The sequence below is a fragment of the Cellulomonas sp. KRMCY2 genome (assembly GCF_000526515.1).
Lineage (GTDB): Bacteria > Actinomycetota > Actinomycetes > Actinomycetales > Cellulomonadaceae > Actinotalea.
This window is the reverse complement of record NZ_JAGF01000001.1, coordinates 4,006,584-4,023,404: the sequence shown is the minus strand read 5'-3', so window position 1 is coordinate 4,023,404 and position 16,821 is coordinate 4,006,584. Positions and strand designations below refer to the sequence as shown.

Here is a 16,821-nt window from a genome sequence, read left to right as displayed (position 1 = left end):
GCAGATCCTCGTGCATCTGGCAATCGAAAGGGTCTGTCGCGCCACGCTCCGACGTGCGATTCTCACTGGGTCGGCGATGCGGTCGGCGATGCGGAGGCGGAGATGAAGGTCGGTGTACCCACCGAGGTCAAGAACCACGAGTACCGGGTCGCGCTGACGCCGGCCGGTGTCCATGCGCTGGTCGCAGCGGGTCACGAGGTGCTGGTCCAGGCCGGGGCAGGCGAGGGCTCGGGGATCGCCGACGACGCCTACGTCGCCGCCGGCGCGCACACGGTCGACGTCGCACACGCGTGGTCCGCCGACCTGGTCTGCAAGGTCAAGGAGCCGATGCCGCAGGAGTACCCGCTGCTGCGCCGGGACCAGGTCCTGTTCACCTACCTGCACCTGGCAGCCAGCAGGCCGTGCACCGACGCGCTGCTCGCAGCCGGGACGACGGCGATCGCCTACGAGATGGTGCAGCTGGCGGACGGCTCGCTGCCGCTGCTCGCACCGATGAGCGAGGTCGCCGGACGTCTGGCCACGCAGGTCGGCGCGTACCACCTGATGCGCAGTCAGGGCGGCCGCGGCCTGCTGCCCGGAGGTGTGCCGGGGGTCGAGCCGGCCTCGGTCGTCGTCATCGGCGGCGGCGTGGCCGGTCGGCACGCGGCCGACATCGCCGTGGGGTTGCGCGCCGAGGTCACGATCCTCGACGTCAGCCTGTCCCGGCTGCGCGAGCTCGACGCGGCCTACGGCGGCCGGGTCCGCACGATCGCCTCGAGCGCCTACGCGGTCGAGCAGGCGGTCCTGGGTGCCGACCTCGTGATCGGTGCCGTGCTCGTGCCCGGCAATCGCGCGCCCAAGGTCGTCACCGACGACATGGTGCGACGGATGCGCCAGGGCTCGGTCCTCGTCGACATCGCGGTGGACCAGGGCGGCTGCTTCGAGGGCACCCGGGCGACGACGCATGCCGAGCCGACGTACCTGGTGCACGGTTCGGTGTTCTACTGCGTGGCGAACATGCCCGGCGCGGTGCCGGTCACCGCGACGCACGCCCTGACGGCCGTGACCCTGCCGTACCTGCTCGCCGTGGCGAGCCGGGGCTGGCGCGGTGCCGCAGCCGCTGATCGCGCCCTGGCGGCGGGCCTGGCGACCCACGACGGTGCTCTGCTGCACCAGGGCGTCGCCGACGCCCACGGCATGGCCGCGACCCCGTCGGCGTCGGTCCTGCGATGAGCCCCCCGTGGGGGCCGGCCGCCGCGGGCGTCAGTGCGTACGGCCGCGTCCTGGACGGCATCGGTGTCGGTGTCGTCGACCAGGCGCCGGACGGCCGCGTCGAGTATGCGAACCCGACGGCCCAGCGCCTCCTGGCGCGCGGCCCGCTGGTCGGTCAGGACCTCTCACCTGCCGCGTGGGAGCTGCTGGACCCCGAAGGACAGGTGCTGCCCGACGACGAGCGACCGGACGTGCTGGCCCTCCGCGACGGCCAGGAGGTCACCGGCCAGGTCGTGGGCCACCGCGTCGGGGACGAGCTCGTGTGGTTGCGCGTCGGGGTCCTGCCGGTGCACGACGACGACGGCGGCGTCGTGCGGCTCGTGACGAGCTTCGTCGACGTCTCGTCGAGCCACACCCCGGGCGGGCTGAGCCTCTCCTCGGTGGGCCAGGCTCAGGCGATCGTCGACGCCACACCTGTGGGCATCTGCATGACGACCCAGGACGGTATCGTCGAGCTCGTCAACCCCGCCTACGAGCGCCTCTACGGCTTTCCCGCGGAGGAGCTGCTCGGTCGGTCGTTCACCCTCGTGGTCCCGCCCGAGGGACGGGAACAGCCGGCCGCCCTGCACGACCAGTTCACCGGTCGCGGCTCCGAGATCCGCGGCGAGTGGACGGTCGTCGGCAAGGACGGGGTCGCCCGGACGATCCTCGCCGACGCGTGCCGTGTGCTCGGTTCCGACGGTCGGATCCGGAACGTCACCTTCGCGGTGGACATCACCGATCGGAAGACCCTGGAGTCCGACCTCGCCAGGGCGAACGAGGCGCTCGCCGAGATGGCCTTCCACGACTCGCTGACCGGGGTGCTGAACCACCGAGGGATCATGGAGGCGATGGACCGCGCGACCCGCACGGCTGCGCGGTACGGGCGACCGCTCTCGGTCGCGGTCATCGACCTCGATCACTTCAAGGCCGTCAACGACGCGCACGGGCACCCGGTCGGCGATGCCACCCTGGCCGGGTTCGCCCAGCTGCTCGCGCGATTCGTCCGGGCCCCCGACCAGGTGGGCCGCAGCGGCGGTGAGGAGTTCGTCGTCCTGATGCCGGAGACGACGGCCACCGAGGCCGCCGCCGCGCTCGATCGGCTCCACGTCGTGTGCCGTGAGACGCAGTTCGCCGAGCCGGCTGTCTCGCTGACCTTCAGCGCCGGTGTCACCGAGCATCACGACGGCGACCGCCCCGGGACGATCCTCGCGCGGGCGGACGAGGCGATGTACCGGGCAAAAGGGAGCGGGCGCGCGCGCACCGTCACCGCCTAGGGTGGCGCGGATGGAGCCCACCGAGCTGCGCACCGACGGACTGCTGCTGAGCGTGCCGACCGTGGCCGACGTCGGGGCCATCACGCGCGCCTGCCAGGACCCGGACATCCAGGCGTGGACGACGGTGCCGAGCCCCTACACCGCCGCCGACGCGGACGGCTTCCTGCTGCACGTCGTCGGGCCCGGCTGGGCCTCGGGCAGCGGGCTGACCTGGGCCGTGCGCGACCCGGACGGGTCGCGCAGCGAGGCGGGGCTGCTCGGCATGATCGGGCTGGACTCCCTGACCTGCGGATCGGCAGAGCTCGGCTACTGGGTGGCGCCGTGGGCCCGCGGCCGGGGCGTGGCCGTGCGGGCGGTGCGGCGCGTGCTCGACCACGCCTTCGACCCGGCGGGACCGGACCTCGTGCGGGTCTCCTGGATGGCCTTCGTCGGCAACTGGCCGTCGCGTCGGGTCGTCTGGCGGACCGGCTTCCGGTTCGAGGGCACCCGGCGTCTGGACGGGGTGCAGCGCGGCACCCGCCGCGACGCGTGGGTGGGCTCGATCCTGCGCGGCGACTCCCGGCAGCCCACCGAGGAGTGGCCCCACGACGCCCCTGAGAGGATGGCCCGATGACGAGCGAAGCCCGTGCCACGTCCGCCACCGAGCGGCTCGACCCCGGCAACCCGTTCGCGGTCGCCTCGGCGCTGCCCTACGGGCTGCCCGACTTCGCCGCGATCCGTGACGAGCACTACCTGCCGGCGTTCGAGGCGGGGATGGCGATCGAGCGGGCGGAGATCGAGCTGATCCTGGCGAGCAGCCGGCCGCCGGACGAGGACGACACCCTGCTCGCGATCGAGCGGGCCGGCCGCACGCTGCACCGTGTCGCGGCGGTCTTCTTCAACCGCACGAGTGCCGACAGCACCCCGGCCCTCGACGAGCTCGAGGAACAGCTCGCGCCGCGCCTGTCCGAGCACCACGACGCGATCTACCTCGACCGCCGGCTGTTCGACCGTCTCGAGGCCCTGCAGGCCCGCGTCGGGGCGGGCGAGGTCACGCCGGCGCCCGACGCGGCCTGGCTGCTGCACACGCTGCGCCGTGACGTCCTGCGGGCCGGCGTGGTCGCCCCCGACGAGGTCCAGGCGGAGCTGCGCGAGATCAACGCCCGCATCACGACCCTCGAGACCACGTTCGGTCGCGAGCTGCTCGCCGACACCAACGCCTCGGCGCTGCTGATCGAGGACGTCGCCGAGCTGGACGGCCTGCCGGCCGACGCGATCGCGGCGGCCCGGCAGGCCGCGGCCGACCGTGGCCACGACGCCGGTCACCTGATCGAGCTCACCCTGTCCAGCCAGCAGCCGGTCCTCGCGTCGCTGACCCGCCGGGACGTCCGACGGCGCGTCCATGAGGCCTCCGTGGCGCGGGGCGGTCGGGGTGGGCCGCACGACACCCGCCGGCTCGTCCTGGACCTCGCCCGGCTCCGCGCCCGCCGGGCCGAGCTCCTGGGCTACGAGCACCACGCCGCCTACGTCGCCGAGGACGCCACCGCGAAGACCACGGCAGCGGTCGCCGGCATGCTCGCGCGTCTCGCCCCAGCCGCTGCGGCCAACGCTCGTCGGGAGGCGGCGGACCTCGAACGCGCCCTGCAGGCCGACGTGCCGGGTGCCCGGCTCGAGGCCTGGGACTGGCCGTTCTACGCGGAGCGGGTCCGCCAGGAGCGCTACGCCCTCGACGACGCCGTGCTGCGTCCCTACCTCGAGCTCGAGCGCGTCGTGCACGAGGGCGTGTTCGCCGCGGCGAACCAGCTGTACGGGATCACGTTCACCGAGCGCCCCGACCTGATCGGCTACCACCCGGAGGTACGGGTCTTCGAGGTCCGCGACGCCGACGGCAGCGAGCTCGGGCTGTTCCTGGCCGACTGGTACACGCGCGAGTCCAAGCGCGGTGGTGCGTGGATGAACAACCTCGTGGACCAGAGCCACCTGCTGGGCGAGCGGCCCGTCGTCACGAACAACCTGAACATCCCCAAGCCCCCGGCCGGCGAGCCGACCCTGCTCAGCTGGGACGAGGTCGTGACCCTGTTCCACGAGTTCGGCCACGCGCTGCACGGGCTGCTCTCCGACGTGCGGCTGCCGTCGCAGTCCGGTACCGAGGTGCCACGGGACTTCGTCGAGTACCCGTCGCAGGTCAACGAGATGTGGGCCTGGGCCCCGGCGATCCTCCAGCGGTACGCGGTGCACCACCTCACCGGTGAGCCGATGCCGGCCGCCTGGGTCGAGACCATGATCGCCTCGCGCCAGTACAACGAGGGCTTCGCGACGACCGAGTACCTCGCCGCTGCCCTGCTCGACCAGGCCTGGCACCGGCTCGCACCGGGACAGGTGCCCGACGACGTCGACCAGGTCGAGGCGTTCGAGGCCGCAGCGCTGGAGGCGGCCGGGGTGCGGCTGGACGCTGTCCCGCCGCGCTACCGGACCACCTACTTCAACCATGCCTTCGGCGGCGGCTACTCGGCGGCGTACTACTCCTACATCTGGTCGGAGGTGCTCGACGCGGACACCGTGGGCTGGTTCGCCGAGAACGGCGGCCTGACCAGGGAGAACGGCGAGACGTTCCGGAGCAGGCTGCTCGCCCGTGGGGGCTCGATGGACGTCATGGACGCGTTCCGGGACCTGCGGGGCCGCGACCCGGAGATCGGCCCGCTGCTGGCCCGCAGGGGGCTCGCCGGATGAGCGGTCGGGGCCGACGCGGGTACCCACCGTCCGGCCCGACGCGACAGGTACGGTGACACGCATGTCCGCCACCACCGGTGAGCCCGGTTCGTCGACCCCCTCGCCCCGCCTCGGCGGCGCGCTCCCCAGCGCGCAGGACGAGGTCGGCCCGATCTGCCAGGACCTCCTGCGGATCGACAGCTCGAACTACGGCGACGGCTCCGGTCCCGGTGAGCGCGCGGCAGCCGAGTACGTGATGGCCTCGCTGACCGAGGTCGGCCTCGCCCCGGAGCTCTTCGAGTCGGCGCCGGGGCGTGCGAACGTCGTCGTGCGGCTGCCCGGCACCGACCCCACGCGTGGTGCGCTCGTCCTGCACGGACACACCGACGTGGTCCCCGCCGCCGCGGCCGACTGGAGCGTCGACCCGTTCGGGGGTGAGGAGCGCGACGGCCTGCTGTGGGGCCGCGGGGCCGTGGACATGAAGGACATGGACGCGATGATCCTGGCGGTCGTGCGTCAGATGGCTCGTGAGGGCCGGCGGCCCGCGCGGGACGTCGTCGTCGCGCTGTTCGCCGACGAGGAGGCGGGCGGCGTCTACGGCGCGCGGTACGCGGTCGACCGGCGGCCGGACCTGTTCGAGGGCGCCACCGAGGCGATCAGCGAGGTCGGCGGGTTCTCGGTGGAGATCGGGGTGCCGGGCGGCGCCCCGCACCGGGCCTACCTGCTGCAGACCGCCGAGAAGGGCATCGGCTGGCTGCGCCTGGTGGCCGACGGGCGCGCCGGGCACGGCTCCCAGGTCAACCCGGACAACGCGGTGACGATGCTCGCGGCCGCCGTGGCCCGGATCGGCAACCACCCCTGGCCGCTCCAGCTGACCCCGACAGTCCACGCGCTGCTGCAGGGCGTCGCGGACCTCACCGGCCTGCCCTTCGACCCGCAGGACCCGGACGGTGTGGATCGACTTGTCGACGCCCTCGGCCCGGCCGCCCGGTTCGTCGGCGCGACGACGCGCAACACCGCCAACCCGACCCAGCTCGACGCCGGCTACAAGGCCAACGTGATCCCCGGCAGCGCGCAGGCAGTGATCGACACGCGCTTCCTGCCGGGTCACGAGGCCGCCGCCCGGGCCACGATCGCCGCGCTGGCCGGCGAGCACGTGCGGGTCGAGGAGATCCATCGCGACGTCGCGCTCGAGGTGCCCTTCGCGGGCCGGCTGGTCGACGCCATGGTCGCCTCCCTGCAGGCGGAGGACCCAGGGGCGACCGTCCTGCCGTACACGCTGTCCGGCGGCACCGACAACAAGTCGCTCTCGCGGCTCGGGATCACCGGCTACGGGTTCGCCCCGCTGCAGCTGCCCACCTCGCTCGACTTCTCCGCGATGTTCCACGGCGTCGACGAACGCGTGCCGGTGGAGTCCCTGAAGTTCGGTGTCCGCGTCCTCGACCGCCTTCTCGCGACCTGCTGACCCACCCGGTCGGGCGTGTCGGACGGGTGACCCCACCCGGCAGCTCGCAGGGCTGAGGGCCGCGGGGGAACGGTGGTCCAGGTGTGGTCTAGAGGGTGCTGCGGACGCGGATGATCTTGCGGCGAAGCCAGACCTTGCGCTCGCCGCCGGCGTAGAGCCGGCTCCTGGCCAGCTCCCACCGGCCGTACTCGGCCTCCTCGGTCAGCAGGCGCCGGGCGTCGCTGCGGCTCGTGGTGTGCCCGATCGTCAGGACGCGGTACTCGTACTGCCCGCCCTGCGTTCGCCAGCCGTCGCGGACCTGCCGCATCGTCGCGCTCTCGCCCAATGTCCCTACCTCCGTGCCCGGGTCAGATCGATCGAGTGCCATTGTGCACGCCGTGGCGCTACCGTCGGGGCATGACCGATGATCCGCGTGCCGCGCTCGACCGACTTCTTGCCGCTCTCGAGGCGCACTTCCACGCCGTCAGCTCACGGCGCGGCGACGAGGACCCGGCCGTCGACGACGCGTACGACGTGCTCGCTGACGCCTTCGAGGCGTACGACGACGCCCTGGTCCGCGTGTACGGCGAGACGCTCCCGTTCTACCTCGCCGACGACGAGACGGATGACGACGACGACTCCGATGAGGACGACGTCGATGAGGACGATCTCGACGACATGGAGGACGACCTGCTCGACGGCACCGAGCTCGACATCGGCGGGAACTGAGCGCCCGGCGGGAACTGAGCCCCGCGCGAACTGAGCCCCCGACGCGAACCGACCCCCCGCAGGAACCAGGCCCGCCCGCTCAGCGTCGCTCGGGGTACCCGAAGGCCGGGGCGCTGACCTCGTCGAGCGCCTCCTCGATAGCGGCGGGCAGCAGGATGTCGACCTCGAGGGCCGCGCGCAGCTGGTGAGCCGTCCGGGCGCCGACGATCGCAGAGCTGACCTGCGGTCGTCCCAGAACCCAGGCCAGGGCCAGCTCGAGCGGACTGCAGCCCAGGCCCTCCGCGGCCGTCGCGAGCGCCTCGACGATCCCGGCGGCCTCCTTGCCCAGGTACGGCTCGACGAACCCTGCCAGGTGCGCGGACGCCGCCCTGGAGTCCGCCGGGACCGTGCGCCGGTACTTGCCGGTCAGCACGCCACGTCCGAGCGGCGACCAAGCCAGCAGGCCGATCCCGAGGTCGGCCGCCGCCGGGACGACCTCGCGCTCGATCCCGCGCTGGAGCAGCGAGTACTCGACCTCGACGGCCGCGAGGCGGTGGTCCGGTCCGAGCAGCGACGCCGCGCGGGCGGTCTGCCACCCCGGGTGGTTCGACAGGCCGACGTAGCGCGTCCGGCCGGAGTCGAGCGCGTGCCGCAGCGCTCCGACGGTCTCCTCGAGGGGCGTGCGCGGGTCGGGGGACTGGACCAGCCAGATGTCGACGTGATCGGTTCGCAGCCGGCGCAGCGACTCGTCGAGCGAGCTCAGCAGTGCGCCGCGTGAGGCGTCGACGACTCCGCCGTCCCGCGTCCGGCGCACCCCACCCTTGGTGCACAGCACGACGTCGTCGCGCGCGACCACCGGGCCGAGCAGCGAGCCGACCAGCTCCTCCGCGGCACCGTCCGCGTACGAGGCGGCGGTGTCCAGGAGCGTCCCGCCGGCGTCGACGAAGTCGTGCAGCTGCTCGGCCGCCTCGTGCTCATCGGTGTCCCGGCTCCACGTGAGCGTGCCGAGCCCCAGTGCCGAGACGCGCAGTCCTGTCCCGCCGAGCTGTCGTTCCTCCATGGCTGTGCAGGCTACGGCACAGGACCGGCCCGCGACCGGCACGCGATCGGCACGTGATCCGCCGGCAAGCGGCAGGCAAGCGGCAGGCAACCGGCAATGTGACCGGTAGCGTTGCGCGTCATGACATGGTGGGAAGCGGCCGTCCTCGGTCTTGTCCAGGGGCTCACCGAGTTCCTCCCGATCTCGTCGAGCGCGCACCTGCGGATCGTCGGCGAGCTGTTGTCCTCCGGGGTGGACCCCGGCGCGGCGTTCACGGCCATCACGCAGATCGGGACCGAGAGCGCCGTCCTGCTCTACTTCCGGCGCGACATCGCCCGGATCTGCGTCGCGTGGTGGCGTGCCGTCCGGGGCCTGGACGGACCCGACTGGCGTGCGCGGATGGGTTCGGCCGACCCGGATGCCCGGATGGGCTGGTGGATCGCCCTCGGCTCGGTGCCGATCGTCGTCCTCGGGCTGCTGTTCGAGGACTCGATCAAGGGGCCGTTCCGCAACCTGTACCTGATCGTCCTGACCCTGGCGTCCTTCGCGCTGGTCCTCGGCTGGGCCGACCGCGTCGGCGCCAAGCGCAGGACGCTCGCCGAGCTCGACCTGCGGCACGCCGTCCTGTTCGGCTTCGCGCAGGCGCTCGCCCTGATCCCCGGCGTGTCCAGGTCGGGCGGGACGATCACCGCGGGCCTGCTCATGGGCTACACCCGCGAGGCGGCGGCACGGTACTCGTTCCTGCTCGCGATCCCGGCGGTGCTGGGCTCCGGCCTGCAGCAGCTGGTGACCAGCGTCGGCGACTTCGGTGAGCCCGGGACGCCGAGCCTCGGCGTGACAGTCCTCGCGACCGTGATCGCCTTCGTCGTCGGCTACCTGGTGATCATCGTCTTCCTGAAGATCGTCTCCACGTACAGCTACCAGCCGTTCGTGGTCTACCGGATCGCGCTGGCTGTCGTCGTCGTGCTGCTGCTGGTCGTCGGGGTCCTCGAGCCGATGGGTGCCGTCGACGGCGTGGCGGCCGGCGCGGCCACCTGACGTCTGTCATCCGGCGTCGGGCGGTCAGAGCCAGCCGGAGCGGGTGAACAGCCGGTGCAGGGCCACGCACATCGCTGCCATCAGACCGACCACGAGCGGGTAGGCCCACGGCCAGCCGAGCTCCGGCATGTTCTGGAAGTTCATGCCGTAGACGCTGGCGATCAGGGTCGGGGCGGCGAGGATCGCCGCCCACGCGGAGATCCTGCGCACGTCGTCGTTCTGGCGCACGGAGACCAGCGCGAGGTGTGCGGAGAGCATGTCCGCCAACAGGTCGTCATGGGCGTCGAGCCGACCGTCGAGCCGGTCGACGGCGGTCGACAGGCGGCGGACCCAGGCGTCGGCCGACGCATGGTCGTCGGGGTCCGAGACCAGCTCGGGAAGCTCCGTGCCGAGCGGCACGAGGGCTCGGCGGGCCTCGGCGATCTCGCGCTTGAGGGCGTAGATCCGCTCGACGGGCGTCGTGTGGCCCGGTGAGAAGACTGCCTTCTCGAGCTCCTCCACCTCCTCGCCGAGAGCGAGCTCGACGTCGGAGGCCGTCATCACCAGTGCGGAGAGCAGGGCGGAGAGCACCCCGGCGGACAGTCGGTCGGTGGTCGTCGGCTCGGTCAGCCGCTCGGCGACCAGGTCGAGGATCCCGGCTGTTCCGGTCTCGGCGGTCAGGACGACGCCGTCGAGCACCAGGCAGGTCACCTCGCCGGTGAGCACGTCGGTGGTCGAGTCGCGGAAGATGATCGTCGGCGCGGTCAGGAAGACCCCGCCCTCGAGGTGCTCGACGTGCGGCCGGTGGTGCCGTCCGCTGGGACCGTGCGTCCCGGCGTCGCGCACCACGTCGACGGGCAGGCCGAGCTGCGGAGCGAGCTCGGCGAAGTCCGCCCGGTCGGTCGCGCGCACCCAGATGACCTCGCCGGCCTGGCGCGCACCGGGCGGGGCCTCCCGCCAGCCGGCGGGGGAGTGCAGCCACGTCGTCGCACCGCTCAGCTGTTCCACGTCAGCAGTGTGGCCCAAGCGTGACCGCGGCGGCGCACGATCAGGCCCACCACGCGGGACGGCGTGCCGGTGCACCGCGCGCCGATAGGCTGCGCAGGTGCGTACCTGGCCTGCCCCGCATGTCCCGAAGATCCCTGGTCGTGGACAGGAGGTCCTGGTCCGGGACTCCACGACCGGTTCGCTCGTGCCGTCGGCGGCCGGGCCGATCGCGACCCTCTACGTGTGCGGGATCACGCCGTACGACGCGACGCACCTGGGCCACGCGGCCACCTACATCGCCTTCGACCTGCTGCACCGTGCCTGGATCGACGCGGGCCTCGAGGTGCGCTACGCGTCCAACGTGACCGACGTCGACGACCCGCTGCTCGAGCGTGCAGCGCAGCGGGGACTCGACTGGGAGAAGCTGGCGACCGAGCAGACCGCGCTGTTCGCCCAGGACATGACGACGCTCGCCGTCCTGCCCCCGCACGTGTACCTCGGCGCCGTCGAGACGATCCCCGGAGTAGCCGACGCCGTCGCGGGTCTGCTCGACCGCGGTCTCGCGTACCGGGTCCCGCTCGAGCCCGGGGCCGGTGGATCCACCCCGGAGGTCGGCGACGTCTATGCCGACATCTCGATCGACCCGCACCTCGGCTCGGTCGCGGGCCTCGACCACGACCAGACCGTCGCCCTGTTCGCCGAGCGCGGCGGGGACCCCGACCGCGCCGGCAAGCGGGACCCTCTCGATCCGGCGCTGTGGCGCCGGGAGCGTCCCGGTGAGCCGGCCTGGGACGGTGGCACGCTCGGCACCGGGCGGCCGGGGTGGCACATCGAGTGCACCGTGATCGCACAGCAGGCGCTCGGCGCGGAGTTCGACCTGCAGGGCGGCGGTCGCGACCTGTGCTTCCCGCACCACGAGATGAGCACGGCCCACGCGAGAGCGCTGGGCGGCGCGGGCGCCGGCGCCCGCGCCCACATGCACACCGGCATGGTCGGTCTCCGCGGCGAGAAGATGAGCAAGTCGGTGGGCAACCTCGTGCTCGTCTCGACCCTGCGTGACCAGGGCGTCGACCCGATGGCGATCCGGCTCGCGGTGCTCGCGCACCACTACCGCGACGACTGGGACTGGGGCGACGAGGTGCTCGCCACCGCGCAGGCGCGTCTGGCCAGGTGGCGTGCCGCGGTCTCCGGGAACGGCGGTCCCGACCCCGAGAGCACCGTCGCAGCAGTGCGTGCAGCGCTCGCCCAGGACCTCGACGCTCCGGCCGCGGTGCGTGCCATGGACACCTGGGCGGACGCCTCGCTGAGCGTCGGCGGCGACGTGCAGGGCGCCCCGGGGATCGTCGCCCGTGCGCTCGACGCGCTGCTGGGCATCCGCCTCTGAGGTCTGGGCATCGCCTCCGCGGGCGAGGTCAGGTGGCTGCGCCCGGACCCGTGTCGCGGCGTCGCAGGTAGCGCTCGAACTCGCGCGCGATCGCCTCGCCGGTGGCCTCGGGGAGCTCCGCGGTGTCCTTCGCCTCTTCGAGCTGGGCGACGTACTCGGCGATCTCGGCGTCCTCGGCGGCCAGCTCGTCGACGCCGTGCTGCCACGCCTCGGAGTCCTCGGGCAGCTCGCCCAGCGGCACCGCCTCACCGAGCAGCTCCTCGATCCGGACCAGGAGCGCGAGCGTCGCCTTGGGCGACGGCGGGTGTGCGACGTAGTGCGGTACCGCGCTCCAGATCGACAGGGCGCTCATGCCTCGGCGCTGCGCCTCGGCCTGGAGCACCCCGACGATGCCGGTCGGGCCCTCGTAGGTGTTGGCGTCCAGCCCGAGCGTGGCCTGCAGGCTCGGGTCGTCCGAGGTCGCGGTCACCGGGATGGGGCGCGTGTGCGGCACGTCGGCCAGGAGCGCACCGAGGGTCACGACAGTCGTGACGCCGAGGCGTTCGGCGATGTCCAGGAGCTCTGAGCTGTACCGGCGCCAGCGCATCGAGGGCTCGATCCCGTGCACGAGCACCACGTGCTCACCGGTGCTCGGCCGGCCGGCGAGGGCGACCGACGTCGTGGGCCAGGTGATCTCACGACGGCCGTCCTTGCCCGGACCGACCATGGGCCGGTTGACCTGGAAGTCGTGGTACTCCTCGGGGTCGAGCTCATCGACCTGCTCGGCCCCCCACACCTCGTGCAGGTGGACCAGGGCCTGGGTCGCGGCCGAGCCGGCGTCGTTCCAGCCCTCGAAGGCCGCGAGCAGGACGGGTCCGCGCAGCGGACCGGTGCCGGACAGAGCGTCGGTCATGGGTCCAGCGTAGGCGCAGGACCGTCGGTGGCCTCGTAGGCGCCGGGCGTGCGGGTGTGGTCGACCTAGACTTGGCGGGTGCCCCACGCCGCTGAACCCTCTGTCGGTGAGCCCGCCGGCGCTGCGCACGGCTCTGCCGCGACGTCTGAGACGCCCTCGGATGCGCCGTCCGACCCGCCGTCCGCGCCCCGGGCCCCGGTCGCGTCGGGCCGGCTGCCCGACGCCGTGCTGTGGGACATGGACGGCACGCTGGTCGACACCGAGCCGAGCTGGATGGGTGCCGAGCGAGGTCTCGTCGAGGAGTTCGGCGGTCGGTGGACCGCACAGGACGCCGAACGGATGATCGGGCTCCCGCTGCCGGCAGCGGCACAGATCCTGCAGGATCACGGCGTCGACCTGCCGATCGAGGCCATCGGCGTCCGCCTGGTCGACGGCGTGATCGCCGCCGTCGGGCGGCGCCTGGACTGGCAACCAGGAGCCCTCGAGCTCCTCGCTGCGCTGCGCGAGGCAGCGGTCCCGTGCGCACTGGTGACCATGTCCTACCGGCGTTTCGCCCAGGCCGTCCTGTATCAGGGGCCGCCGGAGGCGTTCGACGCCGTGGTGACCGGAGACGAGATCACCCACCCCAAGCCGCATCCGGAGCCGTACCTGCGCGCCGCCGAGCTGCTCGGTGTCGACATCCGTCGGTGCGTCGCGATCGAGGACTCGCCGCCGGGGCTGGCGTCGGCGCTCGCGTCGGGAGCCCGCACCCTGGGGGTCCAGCACATCGTGCCGGTCGAGCGCCGGCCCGGTCTGAGCCGCGTCTCGTCGCTCGTGGACATCGGGCTCGGCGAGCTCCGCCGGATCGCCTCCGGCGAGGTGCTCGACCTTCTCGACGCGACCGCCGGTGCCGACGCGACAGTCAGTGCAGCGGGCGGACCCCGAGGCTGACCTCCACGGCCTCGGGGCTGACCTCGGGCGGTGTGCCGCCGAATGCCGGGCACAGCGCCTTGTGGGCGCACCAGCCGCACAGCGGGCTCGTCCGGGGGCGCCAGTCCCCGCTCTCGGCGGTGTCGCGGATGCCGGACCAGATCGCGCGGATCCGCTTCTCGGTCGTGGCTATCTCGTTCGCATCGGGAACGTGCCGCAGCACGGTGCCGTCGCCCAGGTAGACGAGCTGCAGCATCGCCGGCACGCGTCCTCGCAGCCGGGCCAGCACGACGGCGTAGAAGCGCATCTGGAACAGCGCACTGCTCTCGTAGCCCTGCCGGGGGGACTTGCCGGTCTTGTAGTCGACGACGCGGAGCGCGCCGTCCGGTGCGACGTCCAGCCGGTCGACGATCCCGCGCAGCAGGAGCCCGTCCTCGAGCTCGGTGGACACGTGCATCTCGCGGTCCGCCGGTTCGAGGCGCGTCGGGTCCTCGAGCGTGAAGTACGTCCGCAGCAGGGCTGCGGCGTCGGCGAAGAAGCTGGTCACGTCCGTCGGCGCGGGCAGGACGTCGGCGCACTCGGGCCGGTCGGCGACCATGGCCTGCCAGGCCGGCGCGAGCAGGGCTGTTGCGGCCTCGATCGTGCGGTCGGCGGCCGGGGCGTCGAAGAGCCGCTCGAGCACGGCGTGCACGAGCGTCCCGCGGACGGCCGCGACGCTCGACGGCTCGGGGAGGCGGTCGACCACGCGGAACCGGAACAGCAGCGGGCACTGCAGGAAGTCGTTCGCGCGCGACGGGGACAGGCCGGGACCGCGGCGGGAGGCATCCGGATCGGCGACGGCGAGCGCCACCTCGTCCGGCAGGACGGGTTCGGTGGTCAGCACGGGGTCGTTCGGCACGTCTGCAGAGTACGGCGTGCTGCCGACACCGACCGTAGGGTTGGCGCGTGGCAGCGACGGGAACCGGGGCGCCCCACCCGAACGGGTGGGTGATCGGGCGTGCGGTCGGCGCCCCGGTCGTGGTCTCCCGGGGCTGGGCCGTGTCGGCCGTCGTGATCGTTCTCCTGATCGCCCCGTCGATCCGCGCCACGACCGGGGCGTCGGCGGCCTACGTCGTGGCCGGGGCAGCCGTGCTCCTGCTCTTTGCCTCGACCTTCCTGCACGAGCTCGCCCATGCGCTCGCAGCCCGGAGCCGTGGCGTCGCGGTGCAGGAGATCTCGGTGACCATCCTCGGCGGCCACACGCACCTGGGATCGGCCGAGCTGTCCCCGCGGACCAGCGCGGTGATCGCGGTGGCCGGGCCGCTGGTGAACCTCGCCATCGGCGGCGTGGCCTTCGCGGCGTGGCATGCGGTCGCCGGCAGCTCACTGGTCAGCCTGCTGCTGGCGTCGGTCGCGGCAACCAACGGCTTCGTCGGCCTGCTCAACCTCCTGCCCGGTCTGCCGCTCGACGGCGGCCGCGTCCTGGAGGCGGTCGTCTGGTCGCTGACCGGTCGCCGGTCGTCGGGCACGCTGGCGGCGGGTTGGCTGGGCCGCCTGATGGCCTTCGGGGTCGTCGTCGTGGCGGTCGGGTGGCCGCTGCTCGGGGGCGCGCGGCCTGATCTCTACATGATCGTGTGGGCTGCTGTCGTCGGTGCGTTCCTCTGGAGCGGCGCGACCGAGGCGATCCGGGCCGGTCAGGCGGATCGCGCGGTCGAGGGCCTGTCGGTGCGGACCCTGATGAGGCCGGCGGTCGCGATCCCGGCGACCGACACCCTCGCCGACCTCGCAGCCTTCGGCGACGAGGGGCACGAGGTCGTGCTGCTCGGTCGGGACGGGCGCGCGGTGGCCTACGTCGACCGGCGAGCGGTCCTCGACGTGCCGTTCGGGCACCGCGCGCAGACCCCGCTGACCGCCGTTGCCGTCCCGCTCGAGCCGGGCGCCGTCGTGGACAGGAGCCTGACCGGCAGCGCGGCCGTCCGGGTCGTGGCGGTGCTCGCGCGGACGTCACCCGTCATCGTCGTCCTGGGCCGCGACCAGGAGGTCGTCGGTCTGCTGCGCACGCAGGATGTGATCGCCGCGATCCGCACGGCACCCCGGCAGGCGAGCGCCACCTAGACTCGACAGTCGTGACCAGTGCCCCGCGCGACCCCGACGTCCCGACGGCAGCGCTCCCGGCAGCCACCGAGCAGGACCCCGGACCGACCGGTGCGGCGCTCCGACGCGGCCCGCTGCAGGTCGGTGACCGGGTCCAGCTGACCGATCCGCGAGGGCGCCTGCACACGATCACGCTCGCAACCGGTGCGACCTTCCACACGCACAAGGGCTACTTCCGGCACGACGACCTGATCGGCGCACCAGAGGGCTCCGTCGTCACCAACACGGGCGGCATCGAGTTCCTCGCCGTGCGGCCCCTGCTTGCGGACTACGTGCTGTCGATGCCGCGTGGGGCGGCCGTCGTCTACCCGAAGGACGCCGGGCAGATCGTCGCCATGGCGGACATCTACCCCGGTGCGCGGGTGGTCGAGGCAGGGGTCGGCTCCGGCGCGCTGACCATGTCGCTGCTGCGCGCGGTGGGCGACGCCGGCTCGGTGCACTCCATCGAGCGCCGCGAGGACTTCGCGGCGATCGCCCGAGCCAACGTCGAGGGCTTCTTCGGCGGTCCGCACCCGGCCTGGACGCTGAGCGTCGGGGATCTGAGCGACGTGCTGCCGGTCGTCGCGCCGGCCGGCAGCGTCGACCGGGTCGTCCTGGACATGCTCGCCCCGTGGGAGAACCTCGAGGCCGTCGCCGAGGCGTTGAGCCCGGGTGGGGTGCTCATCGTCTACGTCGCGACCACCACACAGCTCTCCAGGCTCGCCGAGGACGTGCGCGACGACGGCCGCTTCACCGAGCCGCAGGCGTGGGAGTCCCTGGTGCGAGGCTGGCACCTCGAGGGCCTTGCCGTACGCCCCGAGCACCGCATGGTCGGTCACACCGGCTTCCTGCTGACCACGCGCCGGATGGCGACCGGCATCGCCGCGCCCGTACGGCGCCGTCGACCGTCGAAGGGGTACCCGGTCGATGAGGGGGCCTGGACGCCCGAGGACCTCGGCGAGCGCGCCGTCTCGGACAAGAAGGTCCGTCGCGTGCGGCGGGACCTCGGTGCGGCGCCCGACGAGGCCGGCCCGCCCACCGGCGTTCCGGGTGCGCCGGACGCACCGGCCGGGACCGCCGCACGCTCGTCGATCGCCGACGGACACTCCGTGGACGGCCCAGCGCCGGCCTGAC

The 16,821-nt window shown here is 73.2% G+C and carries 16 protein-coding genes; 11 read left to right on the top strand and 5 right to left on the bottom strand.

What is annotated here, in order from left to right; genetic code table 11:
• Positions 1–102: 102 nt before the first annotated feature.
• The 5 genes from ald (at position 103) to K415_RS0118875 (ending at position 6,660) form a co-directional block, all read left to right on the top strand.
• On the top strand, positions 103–1,212 hold the full coding sequence (ald, locus tag K415_RS0118895; protein ID WP_024288592.1) for an alanine dehydrogenase: 1,110 nt from the start codon (positions 103–105) through the stop codon (positions 1,210–1,212).
• Positions 1,209–2,507 carry a diguanylate cyclase gene (locus tag K415_RS0118890; protein WP_024288591.1) on the top strand — a complete coding sequence of 433 codons (1,299 nt, stop codon included), beginning with the start codon at positions 1,209–1,211 and terminating at the stop codon, positions 2,505–2,507. Before ald ends, K415_RS0118890 begins: the two co-directional genes overlap by 4 nt.
• A 10-nt stretch (positions 2,508–2,517) precedes the next feature.
• Complete coding sequence (locus tag K415_RS0118885) at positions 2,518–3,120, top strand: GNAT family N-acetyltransferase (RefSeq protein ID WP_024288590.1); 603 nt, start codon at positions 2,518–2,520, stop codon at positions 3,118–3,120.
• Positions 3,117–5,216 (top strand): M3 family metallopeptidase, encoded by a 2,100-nt coding sequence (locus tag K415_RS0118880; protein WP_024288589.1) that lies wholly within the window; start codon positions 3,117–3,119, stop codon positions 5,214–5,216. The genes K415_RS0118885 and K415_RS0118880 overlap by 4 nt, the downstream gene beginning before the upstream one ends.
• 61 nt (positions 5,217–5,277) lie before the next feature.
• Positions 5,278–6,660 (top strand): M20/M25/M40 family metallo-hydrolase, encoded by a 1,383-nt coding sequence (locus K415_RS0118875; protein ID WP_024288588.1) that lies wholly within the window; start codon positions 5,278–5,280, stop codon positions 6,658–6,660.
• Between the two features lie 88 nt (positions 6,661–6,748).
• On the opposite strand, the gene K415_RS0118870 is transcribed toward K415_RS0118875, so the two are convergent.
• Positions 6,749–6,967 carry a DUF5703 family protein gene (locus tag K415_RS0118870; RefSeq protein WP_029664152.1) on the bottom strand — a complete coding sequence of 73 codons (219 nt, stop codon included), beginning with the start codon at positions 6,965–6,967 and terminating at the stop codon, positions 6,749–6,751.
• A gap of 89 nt (positions 6,968–7,056) precedes the next feature.
• Here K415_RS0118870 and K415_RS0118865 point away from each other — a divergent pair, with 89 nt between their 5' ends.
• Positions 7,057–7,368: a hypothetical protein gene (locus K415_RS0118865; RefSeq protein WP_024288586.1), complete on the top strand. Its 312-nt coding sequence runs from the start codon at positions 7,057–7,059 to the stop codon at positions 7,366–7,368.
• Positions 7,369–7,447: 79 nt separating this feature from the next.
• Here K415_RS0118865 and K415_RS0118860 read toward each other — a convergent pair whose 3' ends face one another.
• Entirely contained in the window at positions 7,448–8,407 is a 960-nt protein-coding gene (locus K415_RS0118860) for an aldo/keto reductase (RefSeq protein ID WP_024288585.1), read from the bottom strand.
• A gap of 120 nt (positions 8,408–8,527) precedes the next feature.
• Between K415_RS0118860 and K415_RS0118855 the strand changes: the two genes are divergently transcribed.
• Positions 8,528–9,424 carry an undecaprenyl-diphosphate phosphatase gene (locus tag K415_RS0118855; RefSeq protein ID WP_024288584.1) on the top strand — a complete coding sequence of 299 codons (897 nt, stop codon included), beginning with the start codon at positions 8,528–8,530 and terminating at the stop codon, positions 9,422–9,424.
• A gap of 24 nt (positions 9,425–9,448) precedes the next feature.
• Here the strand turns inward: K415_RS0118855 and K415_RS0118850 are convergent, their stop codons facing one another.
• Positions 9,449–10,411 carry a magnesium and cobalt transport protein CorA gene (locus K415_RS0118850; protein ID WP_024288583.1) on the bottom strand — a complete coding sequence of 321 codons (963 nt, stop codon included), beginning with the start codon at positions 10,409–10,411 and terminating at the stop codon, positions 9,449–9,451.
• A gap of 97 nt (positions 10,412–10,508) precedes the next feature.
• Between K415_RS0118850 and mshC the strand changes: the two genes are divergently transcribed.
• Positions 10,509–11,774, top strand: coding sequence for a cysteine--1-D-myo-inosityl 2-amino-2-deoxy-alpha-D-glucopyranoside ligase (gene mshC / locus K415_RS0118845; RefSeq protein ID WP_024288582.1), 1,266 nt, complete (start codon positions 10,509–10,511; stop codon positions 11,772–11,774).
• A gap of 28 nt (positions 11,775–11,802) precedes the next feature.
• On the opposite strand, the gene K415_RS0118840 is transcribed toward mshC, so the two are convergent.
• The gene (locus K415_RS0118840) at positions 11,803–12,666 is read right to left on the bottom strand and encodes a PAC2 family protein (RefSeq protein WP_024288581.1); all 864 of its coding nucleotides are present in this window, start codon (positions 12,664–12,666) and stop codon (positions 11,803–11,805) included.
• Positions 12,667–12,744: 78 nt separating this feature from the next.
• Here K415_RS0118840 and K415_RS0118835 point away from each other — a divergent pair, with 78 nt between their 5' ends.
• Positions 12,745–13,596 carry an HAD family phosphatase gene (locus K415_RS0118835; RefSeq protein ID WP_024288580.1) on the top strand — a complete coding sequence of 284 codons (852 nt, stop codon included), beginning with the start codon at positions 12,745–12,747 and terminating at the stop codon, positions 13,594–13,596.
• On the opposite strand, the gene K415_RS0118830 is transcribed toward K415_RS0118835, so the two are convergent.
• On the bottom strand, positions 13,568–14,473 hold the full coding sequence (locus K415_RS0118830; RefSeq protein WP_369795258.1) for a RecB family exonuclease: 906 nt from the start codon (positions 14,471–14,473) through the stop codon (positions 13,568–13,570). The two genes, K415_RS0118835 and K415_RS0118830, sit on opposite strands and share 29 nt — an antisense overlap.
• A gap of 47 nt (positions 14,474–14,520) precedes the next feature.
• Here K415_RS0118830 and K415_RS0118825 point away from each other — a divergent pair, with 47 nt between their 5' ends.
• Both K415_RS0118825 and K415_RS0118820 read left to right on the top strand, forming a co-directional pair.
• Positions 14,521–15,669, top strand: coding sequence for a site-2 protease family protein (locus tag K415_RS0118825; RefSeq protein ID WP_024288578.1), 1,149 nt, complete (start codon positions 14,521–14,523; stop codon positions 15,667–15,669).
• Between the two features lie 11 nt (positions 15,670–15,680).
• Positions 15,681–16,820, top strand: a complete 1,140-nt coding sequence (locus tag K415_RS0118820; RefSeq protein WP_024288577.1) for a tRNA (adenine-N1)-methyltransferase — start codon at positions 15,681–15,683, stop codon at positions 16,818–16,820.
• Position 16,821 lies beyond the last annotated feature (1 nt).

Coding starts and splice junctions, on each gene's coding strand:
- ald (WP_024288592.1), top strand. CDS start 103: ATGAAGGTCGGTGTACCCACCGAGGTCAAGAACCACGAGTACCGGGTC.
- K415_RS0118890 (WP_024288591.1), top strand. CDS start 1,209: ATGAGCCCCCCGTGGGGGCCGGCCGCCGCGGGCGTCAGTGCGTACGGC.
- K415_RS0118885 (WP_024288590.1), top strand. CDS start 2,518: ATGGAGCCCACCGAGCTGCGCACCGACGGACTGCTGCTGAGCGTGCCG.
- K415_RS0118880 (WP_024288589.1), top strand. CDS start 3,117: ATGACGAGCGAAGCCCGTGCCACGTCCGCCACCGAGCGGCTCGACCCC.
- K415_RS0118875 (WP_024288588.1), top strand. CDS start 5,278: ATGTCCGCCACCACCGGTGAGCCCGGTTCGTCGACCCCCTCGCCCCGC.
- K415_RS0118870 (WP_029664152.1), bottom strand. CDS start 6,967: ATGCGGCAGGTCCGCGACGGCTGGCGAACGCAGGGCGGGCAGTACGAG.
- K415_RS0118865 (WP_024288586.1), top strand. CDS start 7,057: ATGACCGATGATCCGCGTGCCGCGCTCGACCGACTTCTTGCCGCTCTC.
- K415_RS0118860 (WP_024288585.1), bottom strand. CDS start 8,407: ATGGAGGAACGACAGCTCGGCGGGACAGGACTGCGCGTCTCGGCACTG.
- K415_RS0118855 (WP_024288584.1), top strand. CDS start 8,528: ATGACATGGTGGGAAGCGGCCGTCCTCGGTCTTGTCCAGGGGCTCACC.
- K415_RS0118840 (WP_024288581.1), bottom strand. CDS start 12,666: ATGACCGACGCTCTGTCCGGCACCGGTCCGCTGCGCGGACCCGTCCTG.